This window comes from Nocardiopsis halotolerans DSM 44410 (assembly GCF_000341065.1).
Classification (GTDB): Bacteria; Actinomycetota; Actinomycetes; order Streptosporangiales; family Streptosporangiaceae; genus Nocardiopsis; species Nocardiopsis halotolerans.
On the sequence record NZ_ANAX01000129.1, the window covers coordinates 17,880 to 27,907 of the forward strand.

The following is a 10,028-nucleotide window of genomic DNA, read 5'->3' on the forward strand; positions in this document are numbered from 1 at the left end:
CGGACCGACGATCTGCCGGTCCGGCGGCGCCGATCCCCCCATCTCGACCCTCGAGGGAATCGTTCTCCTGGCGCCATCCGTACATCTGCCCTGGGTCCCACTCTACTAACTCTGCGTAGTGCCGCAATTGCTTAAAGTTAAGATTGGTCGTTTTGAGGTGGGTTTTCCCTGGTGGGGGAGGGGGTGGAGTCCGTGAGGGGAAGGAGTGCGGCCCGGCCAGCACCGTTCGGAGCGAAAGGGTCAAAGAGCGGCAAAAGCAATGAAACAGCGACGGCGCGCACCGGCGGGGGCCGGTGCGCGCCGTCGGGCACGCCGTCGGAACCTACAGGGCGTTGGTGAACCGGGCCGCCAGGGGACCGGCCACGGACGAACCGCCGCCACCGCCCTCGACCACCACGGCGAAGGCCACGTCACCCTTGTAGCCGACCATCCAGGCGTGGCTGGGCAGTTCACCGCTCTCGTCCGCGTCCTCGGCGGTGCCGTACTCGGCCGTCCCCGACTTGGCGTACACCTCGCCCTGGAAGGGCACGTTCTCGGCGGTGCCCCCGGTGACGACCGCGCGCATCATGGTGCGCAGCGACTCGGCGTTGGTGATGGGCCGTGCCTCGGGCAGCCCCTCCTGGGCGGGTTCGGTCACCAGCACCGGGTGGCGCCAGGATCCGTCGGCGACCGCGGCGGGCACCGTGGCCATGTGCAGCGGAGAGGTGAGGATCTGGCCCTGACCGATGCTCTGCGCGCCCAGCAGGACGTTGCCCTCCGGGGGCGGGAAGCTCGGCTCCAGAGTGGGAACGCCGATGTCCAGGGGCGCGTTCATACCGAACTGCTCGGCGCTGGCCTGGAGGGTGCCCGGGTCGATCCGTTCCACGACCTCCCGCACCAGGGCGGTGTTGCAGGAGGTCGCGAACGCCTCGGTCACCGTCTGCGTGCCGTAGGCGGCGTCGCCCGCGTTGACGAACGGCCAGCCGCCCGGGTCGTACTCCTTGGTGCAGTCCATGGTGGCGTCCATGGGCATCCCGTTGTCGAGCAGGGCGCTGTAGGAGACGATCTTGAACGAGGAGCCGGGCGGGTACTGGCCCTCGAAGGCGCGGTTGAACCCGCCGGGTACGTTCACCGCGGCCAGGAGTTCCCCCGTCGAGGGGCGGATCGCCACCAGCGCCGCCGGGTCGGAGGAGCCGGTGATGGCGTTGGAGGCCGCGATCTGGACGGACATGTCGATGGTGGTGGTGACGTCCTGGCCGTCGGAGCCGTCCAGGGTGGCGACCGTGTTCTCCTCGGTGGCCTCCAGGGAGGCGGTGTCCTCGGCCGCGGCCGCGTCGACCATCACGATGGTCGTGGCGGCCTCTCCGGCCAGCCNCGCTGGAGGCCGCTGACGCCGATGGTGTCGCCGACGCCGTAGGGCGCGCCGAGCCGCTCGACGTCCTCCTCGGTGGCCTCGCCCAGCGAGCCCGAGAGCATCTGGAGCGAGCCGGAGACGCCGCTGTCCAGCGGGGTGCCGTCCGAGGCCAGGATCTGGCCGCGCTCGCCCCACACGGCGGTGCGGGCCAGGACCTGGCCCTCGCCCAGGCCGGGGTAGGCGACCTCGGGGGAGAACTCGACCCACCACTGGCCGTCCTCGCGGACCAGGGGCAGCTCGCCCTCCCAGCCCCAGTCGCCGGCGTTGGCCATCGCCACGCTGACCTCGTAGGAGGCGCTGGCGGTGTCACCCTCGGCGGCGGGCGTGGTGATCTCCACGTCGATGGACTCGATGCCCAGGCCGGCGTCGATGCCGCTGAGCACCGTGGCGGCGTCGCCGCCCCTGGTGACCGCGGCCAGGCGCTCGTAGTCCTGGGCCTCCCAGGCCGCCTCGTACTCGGCGGTGGCCTCGGCGGGTTCGGGCAGGGTCAGGACGTACCAGGACGCGGCGCCGCCGACGAGCAGCAGGACCACGACGGCGGAGACGACGCCGATGAGCAGGCCGCGCCGCGACCTGCGCGGGGGCGGGGGGCCGGGGTCGTACCCGTCTCCGGGACGGTCGCCGGGGTCGTCGGGGCCGTCCGGTCCGCCGGGGCCGCTGTAGAGGTACTCGAAGCCGTCGGAGGGGCGCTGGTCGTCTCGCGGGGCGCCTGGTCCGTGGTGCTCGGGTGTCCGCACGGGGTGGGCGGCGGTGCCCGGGTAGGGGGTGTCGCCGTGGTGGACGGGCTGGCCCGGGTAGGGGTCGTCGTCCCAGGTTCCGGTGGGGGCGTGCGCGGACGTGTGCCCGACCGTGGCGCTCTCCCTCTCGCGCGGGCGGGGGTCGTCGACGCCGGACCAGGGGTCGCGATTGGCCTGGGGCGCCTGTTCGTCGGATGCGTTCCAGTCGCCGGAGGGGCCCTGCGCGGTGGGGTAGGGGGTGTCCCAGTGTTCGGGGCCGGAGGCGTCGGTGTCGGCGGGCCGCCCCGCGCTGGGGAAGTCGTCCCAGGCGTTGGGTTGGTCCGCGGGCGCGTTCCAGGAGTTTGCGGGTGTGTCCCAGGAGGGGGCTTGCTCCGTGTGGGCGGGGGTGTCCCAGGTGTGGGTGGGGTGTTCGGAGGCTCCAGCTCGCGGTGGAGTGGCGGGCATGGGTTCGAACGGGGGCGCCGGGGGCGTCGGGTCCGGGCCCGGGCGCGCGCCGGTGTCCACGGGCGGTGGCCCCTGGGGGCGCGGGGGGATGCGGTAGGGGTTCTCGGGGCGCGTGGGATGCGCCGGGGACTCGTTCGATTCTTCGGGCGGCTCGGAGGAATCCGGTTGCCGGGGGGACCGTTCGTCCACGCCTGACCGTCCTTCGCTGCGTTCGCTGGAGATACCACGATGCCCCACTCCCACCTCGGCGGGAGCGGGGCATCGAGGATGAGGGTCGGCGTGGCGGTCGCCTCTCGGCGCGGGGCACAACGGGGCTCCTGGCCGTACGGTCACCCACCCGGGGGCGGGGCCGGACGCGGTATTCCGCGAAGGCAATAGTTGAGGCCCGGGGGACACTTGCTACCACACCGACCAACAGTGACTCTAACCCATCGGGCCGAGCCGTTGTTCCGCCGCCGGGGGAGGAAGCACATGCGCAATCTCACGGTGACGAACGGGGCCGAACGGGAATGCGGTGGCCGGCCCCGCAGAGGGGCGCGGGACCGGCCGGGAAGCACGCGCGGCGGAGGCTACTCCTGGCGCGCGACGCTGGTCTGCTCCTCGCGGGAGAGCAGCTTGAGGCGCTTGCGTCCGCGCTCGGCGCCCAGCTCCTCCTCGCGACCCTCGATGCGCTGCCATCCCTCCCAGGTGGTGTAGCGCACACCGCGCGCCTCCAGCAGCGCGCGGAAGGCGACCGGCTCGGGCTCGACGGCGGGGGTGAGGGACTCGCGGTCGGCCACCAGGTTGGTGACCGTCTCCAGGGCGTCGCCCTTGGTGTGACCGATGAGGCCGACGGGGCCGCGCTTGATCCATCCGGTGGCGTAGACGCCCTCGATCGGCTCCTCGTCCAGGTCCAGGACCCGGCCCTCGGCGTTGGGGACGACACCGCGCTCCTCGTCGAAGGGCAGGTCGGCCAGGGGCGAGCCCAGGTAGCCGATGGCGCGGTAGACGGCCTGCACCTCGTGGTCGACGTACTCGCCGGTGCCCCGGACGTTGCCGTCGCCGGTCAGCTCCATGCGCTCGGTGCGGAAGCCCGTGACGCGGTCCTCGCCGAGCACGGCCACGGGGCTGTGCAGGAAGTGCAGGTGCAGGCGGCGCTCGTCGCCGCGCTCGTCGCGGATCGCCCAGTTCTGGAGGACCTTGACATTGGTCTTGACCTGGTTGGACTCCTCGCAGGCCCGGAGGCTGCCCTCGTCCATGTCGAAGTCCTCGGGGTAGACGATGACCTCGACGCCGGGCTGCTTGTCCAGTTCGCGCAGCTCCATGGGGGTGGCCTTGCACTGGGCGATGCCGCGGCGGGCGAAGACGTGGACGTCGGTGATCTGCTTGTCGCGCAGCCCCTCGTACACGTTGTCGGTGATGTCGGTCTGCAACAGGTCGTCCGCGCTCTTGGCGAGGATGCGGGCGACGTCGACGGCGACGTTGCCCGCGCCGATCACGGCGACGCTGGTGCCCTCGACGTGCCAGGACGGCGGGACGTCGGGGTGGGAGTCGTACCAGAAGACGAAGTCGGCGGCGCCGTGGCTGCCGGGCAGGTCGACGCCCGGGATGTCCAGGGGCCGGTCGCGGTCGCTGCCGGTGGCGAAGATGACCGCGTCGTAGTGGTGGCGCAGGTCCTCCAGTTTGAGGTCCACGCCGTACTCGACGTTGCCGTAGAAGGTGATCTCCGGCTTGTCCAGGATCTTGTGCAGGGCCCCCTGGATCTGCTTGATGCGGGGGTGGTCCGGGGCGACGCCGTAGCGGACCAGGCCGTAGGGGGAGGGCAGCTTGTCGAGGATGTCGATGCTGACGGACGTGCCGCACGCGGACAGGGTCTCGTCCTTGGTGAGCAGGTCCGCGGCGTAAATCCCCGCGGGGCCCGCACCCACGATTCCCACTCGCAGTGGTCGCGTCATCGCACAGCTCCAAGTCTTCGCGCCAGAGTCGGACGCCATAAAAAGGTAAGGCTTGCCTAATGTATCCGGTGTCGGCACCGGGAAAACCTACTATAAAGGTAGAGAATCCCGTCCCCGGCCCCAGGGGCGCCCGGGGGCGCTCCGCGGGTCCGTGCGGGCCCCGCCCCAGGTGGGGCGGGGTGCAGGGTCTGCCGGGGGCGTCCCGAAGGGGCCTCCAACCAGGGGTCAACGCCCCGTCAGCGGCGGATCAGTTCCGCACGGGTTGTGAAGAAATTCACTGGGGGATCAGCCCTGTTCCAGCTCGGCCTTGACCGAGGTGGCGAACCGGGGCACCTGCTCCTGGCCGGACAGCTTGGCGATGGCGGCCATGACGGCGTCGGTGGCCGCACGGCGCGGACGGGCCTTGTGCGCCTGACCCGCCCACGGCGACAGGTCCACCGGCTCACCGAAGCGCACGCCCACGCGGTTGAGGGAGGGCACCCTGCGGCCGGGGGGAAGGATGCGCTGGGTTCCGGCCAACGCCACGGGGACCACCGGGGCGCCGGTGGTCAGCGCCAGCCAGGCCAGTCCGGTCTGGCCGCGGTAGAGGCGGCCGTCGGGCGAGCGCGTGCCCTCGGGGAAGATACCGAAGACCTCGCCGCCCTCCAGCACGCTCAGGCTGTTGTCCATGGCCTCCTGGGCGCTCTGGCCCGGGCGCCGGTCCACCGACACCTGGCCGATGGCCCGCAGGGCGCGGGCGAACATGCGGCGGGGCAGGGTTCCCTCGTCGAAGAGTTCCTGCTTGGCGATGAAGCGCACCGGCCGGGGGCAGGCCACGCCGATGAAGAGCGGGTCGATCAGCGCCAGGTGGTTGACGGCCAGGATGACCGGGCCCTGTCGCGGAACGTGGTGCGTGCCCTCCACGCGCAGGGGCCAGGCCGCGCGGGTGGCGGGCGCGATGACGGTCTTGGCCGCTCCGTACAGTGACACTCGGTCGCCTCATCTCGGTTGCTCGGTGGATCGTCCGTTCGGGGGGCAACGGACGTGCGGAGGGCTCCCGTGTCCGTGTACCCCGAGCTTATCGGGGTCGCGGCGCGGACGGCGTGGCCGGTCGTGGGAAGGATGTGTTAGCTCACAGCGGTGTTGTGGCGGGGGTCACCCGCGCTAGGCTCATGGTCTAGACCTCTGGTGCAGGTCAGGGGTCGTTCCCCGGACGCGCGAGCGAGGAAGAACAGCAGCCATGCCGAAACTGGTCGACGTCAGCCACCAGATCACCGATGGGATGACCACCTCCGCGGGCCTGCCGGAACCGGCGGTGGAGGAGAGCACCGCGGTCCCCGGAGTCGTTCCCGGCCACGGTGCGAGCACAGGACGCGTCGCGATGGTCGGCGCCACCGGTACCTACGTGGAGACGCCAGCCCACCGCTACCGGGACGGCGCCGACCTCGCCGACCTGGATCTGGCCCGTGTGGCCGACCTGCCCGGTGCGGTGGTCACCACCTCCGCCGAGCGGATCGGCCCGGAGGCCTTCTCCGGTCTGGACGTGCGCGGGCGGGCCGTACTGGTGCGCACCGGCTGGGACCGGCACTGGCGAACCGAGGCCTACGGCGGTCCGGGACACCCCCACCTGACCGAGGAGGCCGCCAAGGCGCTCGTCGACGGCGGTGCCGTCCTGGTGGGCATCGACTCGGTCGGGGTGGACGACACCTCGCCCGTCACCGAGGGGGCCCGCCCGGCGCTGGCGGTCCTGCTCGCCGCCGGTGTCCCGGTCGTCTCGCACCTGTGCCTGCTCGACCAGCTGCCCGAGGAGGGCTTCGCCTTCTTCGCGGTGCCCGCCAAGGTCCGCGGGATGGCGGCCTTCCCGGTGCGCGCCTTCGCCCTCGTGGACTGATCCCGACGGGACGTGGCGGGGGGAGGATCACAGGTCGGCGTCTGAGTCCCTCTGGGCCCGGCGGTGTTCGCGCTGGGCCCGCCGCTCGGCCTCCTGGCGGGCCGCGCGCTCGTCCTGGGCGATGGCGCTGGTCATCGCGTTGGACAGCGCCCGCAGTTCCATGTTGATCCTGGGGTAGTTGGGCAGGCGGGGGATCGCGCCCATGCGGGGTGTGCGGCGTTCGCGCATCGAGGCGATCAGCTCGCCGAAGGCCAGGTCCACCCGTTGCAGGGTGATGATGCCCGCCGGTTCGGGCTTGTCCCGGGCCAGCGCCGACAGCGCCAGGTAGCCGGTGCGCTGGGTGGCCACCACCACCGGCCACAGCGGCAGGGTGGAGGACGCGCGCGGGGCGTCCCCGATCGCGCTGTCGTAGACCCCGCGCAGGTTGACCAGGGCCGCGCGCATGTCCCGGCGCAGGCGGTAGCGCCGTTCGGGGCTGATCTCCACGTCCTGGTCCAGGACCGCCATGATGCACTCGCGGGCGGTCTCCAGCACGCTCGTGATGGCCTGGGGCAGACGGGTGGCCGAGGCCCTGCGCCACAGCAGCGCTCCCAGCAGTCCGAACACCGAACCGACCACGGTGTCGATGATGCGGGATCCGGCCAGGTCGGTGATGGGGCCGGGGGCGGCGGTACCGGCCAGCAGCAGCGCCATCGGCGTCATCAGCACCGAGGCGTAGAAGTAGTTGCGGCCCACCACCAGTTGGGTGAGCCCCTGGAACACTCCGGCGAGCACGATGACCGCGGCCAGCGGCGGGTGCAGGGCGATCAGCGCGGCGGCGATGAACACGCCGACCATGGTGCCCAGCGACCGTTGGAGGGCGCGGTTCATGGTCAGCACGACGCTGCCCGCCTGGAGGACCGCGGTCGCGGTCAGGCCGACCCAGTAGTAGTGGTCCAGGCCCAGCAGCAGGCTGAACGCGCCCGCGGCGGTCACGGTGATCCACATGCGCAGCGCTGTGGGGCGCACCAGCGAGTCCGAGCCCAGGCTGGAGCGCAGCGCGTCCCACAGCGCCGGGTAGCGCTCGTCGTGCAGGGTGCCCGCCCGTTCGTCGTCCTCGTGCTCCTCGTGTGAGGAGCGGCGCGTGGCCTGGGCGGCGCGGGCCAGTTGGCCGTAGAGCCGGGACTCCAGGGAGCGTGGGCGCAGGCCCCGGCGCACCTCGTCCAGTTCCTCGGGATCGGGTGCGCGGGAGGGGTCGGCCACGGCCGGCGCCATACGTTCGGCGAAGTCGGCGGCCTTCTCCGGGAGCGGTGTGGGTCGTGCCATGCACACCTGGGTGGTGGCCAGGTGCACGTCGGAGACCCAGCGCAGCAGGGAGCGCAGTCGTGCGGCCTCGGGGGTGGTGCGGTAGCCGCGGGTCTGGGCCAACAGCACGATCCGCCAGGCCTCGGCCACCGCCACCGAGGCCTCGTGTTGGGCGTGGTCCAGGTCGGGGGTGCCCACGGCCCGCAGCAGGGAGGCGAGTTGGCGGTAGGCCCCGGCCACGGCGCGGTACTCGGGGTGGCGGGCGCGCACGGGGGCGCCCGCCATCGACACCGACCAGCCGATGGCCGCGCCCAGGGCGGCGATCAGGGCGTGCAGGGGCACGTCGGCCAGGCCGCCGGGGGCGATGGTGGAGATCGCGCCGACCAGGACGAAGAACAGCGGGCCCGGCCGGTCCACCCGCCAGGCGGCGCACACCCAGGTGGCGATTCCGGCGGTCAGTCCGATGGAGATGACCGGAACCCAGGAGGCCAGTGCCGAGGCCAGGGAGCCCAGGGTGACGCTGGCGACGAAGCCCAGGCCGATCAGGGCCAGGGCGGCGGAACGGTAGACGTAGGGCGTCTTCTTCTCGTACAGGACGGTCATGGACCCCAGGGCGGCCAGTGTGCCGACCTGGGAGCCGAACAGCCACGTGGCCAGGGCGAAGGACAGCGACATGGACACGGCGGCCTTGACCGCCGTGGTCCACGCCCAGGCGCCGGACTGGAGTCCGAACAGCGCCTTGAGGTCGACTCTGGGGCGGGGACGCTCGCCCACCTCGACGCGCTCGGGTCCTTCGCCGGGGGAACCACCCACGTTCATCGGTCCAGTCTCTCCAGTGGTTCCCAGATCTCGCACGATTTCCATCCTAGGCCGTGTTCTCCTCGGGCCTCCGGCCGCGGTACTCGCCCTCTTCGCCGCCCGCCACCACCCTCAACGGGCGCTCCGCGCAGTTCTTCCTGTCCGTCACCCGCCACCACCCGTCAAACGACGGCCCACGGCCGCGGCACCCGCCTGCCTCGTCCCCGTCACCCCCAAACCCCCTGGGCGCGACGACTCCCCGGGCCCAAGACCTGCCCAGAGGCGGCCCTGGTGACCTGACGGACGGTGGAGGCGGTGATCACGCCTCCGTGGCGGTCGCCTCGTGTGCCTCCTCGGCCCGCCGCGCGCGGCGTTCGGCCAGCTCGGCGCGTTCCACGGCCCTGGAACGCGCCTCCTCGGCCACGGCCAGGCGTGCGGCGGCGGCCTCCCGGGACTCGGCCAGGGTGAGTTCGGCGTTGCGGCGCTGGGCGTCGAGTTCGGCGGTCAGGCGTTCGCGGTCGGCGGTCAGGCGCTCCAACTCGGCGGTGAGGCGTTCGCGTTCGGCGGCGGCCGCGGCCCGGTCCGACTCCAGGCGCTCGCGGGAGCGTTCCAGTTCGGTGTCGAAGCGTTCGCGTTCCGCGGTCAGGGTGCGGGTCGTCTCCTCGACCCGCTCCTCGGCGCGGTCCGCGCGGGCACGGGCGCTCTCGGCGGCCAGGACCGCCTCGTCGCGCTGGCGGGCGTGTTCGGCCGCCTCGGCGCGGGCGTGCTGGAGGCGGCGGGCGGCCTCGGCGCGTTCGTGCTCCAGTTCCTCGCGGGCCCGGGCGGCCTGCGCGGTGAGGCGGCGCTCGGCCGAGGCCAGTCCCGCGTTGGCCTCGGCGACGGCGGCGTCGCGCTCGACGCGGGCCTGTTGGGCCAGGGCCAGCTGCCGTTCGTGTTCGGCCTCGGCGGCGTCGCGGGCGGCCAGGGCCTCCTCGGCCATGCGCTCGGCCTCCTGGGTGGCGGTGACCGCGGAGGCGGCGGCGTCCTCGGCCACGCGCCGGGCGTGCTCGGCCTCGCGCCGGCGGTTCTCCGCCTCCAGGCGGGCGGAGTCGGCCTCGGCGGCGCGCCGGGCCCCGGCCAGACGGGCGGCCTCCACCTGCGCCTCGGCGGCGGCCGGGTCGGTCATGGTGGAGAAGGCCTCGGTGGCGGCCTGGAGCGTGGCGGTGAGCTGCTCGCTCTGGACCGCGAAGCGGGTGAGCAGGTCGTCGGCGCGCAGCCGTGCGGCGGTGACGGGTTCGGCGTTGGGGGCGGGGGCCGTGGTGCCGGTCTCGGCGCCGGGGTCCTGGGTGGCCCGTACCTGCTCCTCCTGGCGTTCGGCTTCCTGGGCCTGGCGCTGGCGTTCCTTCCAGGCCCGCCAGCGGGTGTGCTCGGGCAGGTCGCAGTACTGGGGCGGGCGACCGGGGGAGGAGGCACGGGGCACCGGTCGGTCGCAGCCGGGGAAGTTGCAGGTGTTGGAGTCGGAGGCCACGAGGCGAGCGTAGCGGTTCACCTCGCCGCGGTGGTGAGGGTGTGTCGGCCCCCCGCCCCCG

The 10,028-nt window shown here is 72.9% G+C and carries 7 protein-coding genes; 1 reads left to right on the forward strand and 6 read right to left on the reverse strand.

The genetic code is table 11. The features are described 5' to 3' along the window. Positions 1-322: 322 nt before the first annotated feature. The 4 genes from D455_RS36000 to D455_RS0109600 all read right to left on the reverse strand — a co-directional run bounded on the left by D455_RS36000 (position 323) and on the right by D455_RS0109600 (position 5,477). Positions 323-1,321, reverse strand: coding sequence for a penicillin-binding transpeptidase domain-containing protein (locus D455_RS36000; RefSeq protein ID WP_338037817.1), 999 nt, complete (start codon positions 1,319-1,321; stop codon positions 323-325). Continuing rightward, positions 1,321-2,574 (reverse strand): NTF2-like N-terminal transpeptidase domain-containing protein, encoded by a 1,254-nt coding sequence (locus D455_RS36005; protein WP_338037818.1) that lies wholly within the window; start codon positions 2,572-2,574, stop codon positions 1,321-1,323. The genes D455_RS36000 and D455_RS36005 overlap by 1 nt, the downstream gene beginning before the upstream one ends. Before the next feature lie 569 nt (positions 2,575-3,143). Then, positions 3,144-4,490, reverse strand: a complete 1,347-nt coding sequence (locus D455_RS0109595) for an FAD-dependent oxidoreductase (protein ID WP_017570511.1) — start codon at positions 4,488-4,490, stop codon at positions 3,144-3,146. 303 nt (positions 4,491-4,793) lie between these two features. After that, entirely contained in the window at positions 4,794-5,477 is a 684-nt protein-coding gene (locus tag D455_RS0109600; protein ID WP_017570512.1) for a lysophospholipid acyltransferase family protein, read from the reverse strand. Between the two features lie 250 nt (positions 5,478-5,727). Here D455_RS0109600 and D455_RS0109605 point away from each other — a divergent pair, with 250 nt between their 5' ends. After that, a complete protein-coding gene (locus tag D455_RS0109605) occupies positions 5,728-6,378 on the forward strand; it encodes a cyclase family protein (protein ID WP_017570513.1) in 651 nt (216 codons plus the stop codon). A 27-nt stretch (positions 6,379-6,405) separates the two neighbouring features. On the opposite strand, the gene D455_RS0109610 is transcribed toward D455_RS0109605, so the two are convergent. Both D455_RS0109610 and D455_RS0109615 read right to left on the reverse strand, forming a co-directional pair. After that, positions 6,406-8,481 (reverse strand): FUSC family protein, encoded by a 2,076-nt coding sequence (locus D455_RS0109610; RefSeq protein ID WP_017570514.1) that lies wholly within the window; start codon positions 8,479-8,481, stop codon positions 6,406-6,408. Between the two features lie 298 nt (positions 8,482-8,779). Then, positions 8,780-9,988: a coiled-coil domain-containing protein gene (locus D455_RS0109615; RefSeq protein ID WP_017570515.1), complete on the reverse strand. Its 1,209-nt coding sequence runs from the start codon at positions 9,986-9,988 to the stop codon at positions 8,780-8,782. Positions 9,989-10,028: the final 40 nt, after the last annotated feature.

Excerpts from the sequence above, each read along its gene's own strand:
- D455_RS36000 (WP_338037817.1), bottom strand. The coding sequence starts at position 1,321 with ATGGTCGACGCGGCCGCGGCCGAGGACACCGCCTCCCTGGAGGCCACC.
- D455_RS0109605 (WP_017570513.1), top strand. The coding sequence starts at position 5,728 with ATGCCGAAACTGGTCGACGTCAGCCACCAGATCACCGATGGGATGACC.
- D455_RS0109610 (WP_017570514.1), bottom strand. The coding sequence starts at position 8,481 with ATGAACGTGGGTGGTTCCCCCGGCGAAGGACCCGAGCGCGTCGAGGTG.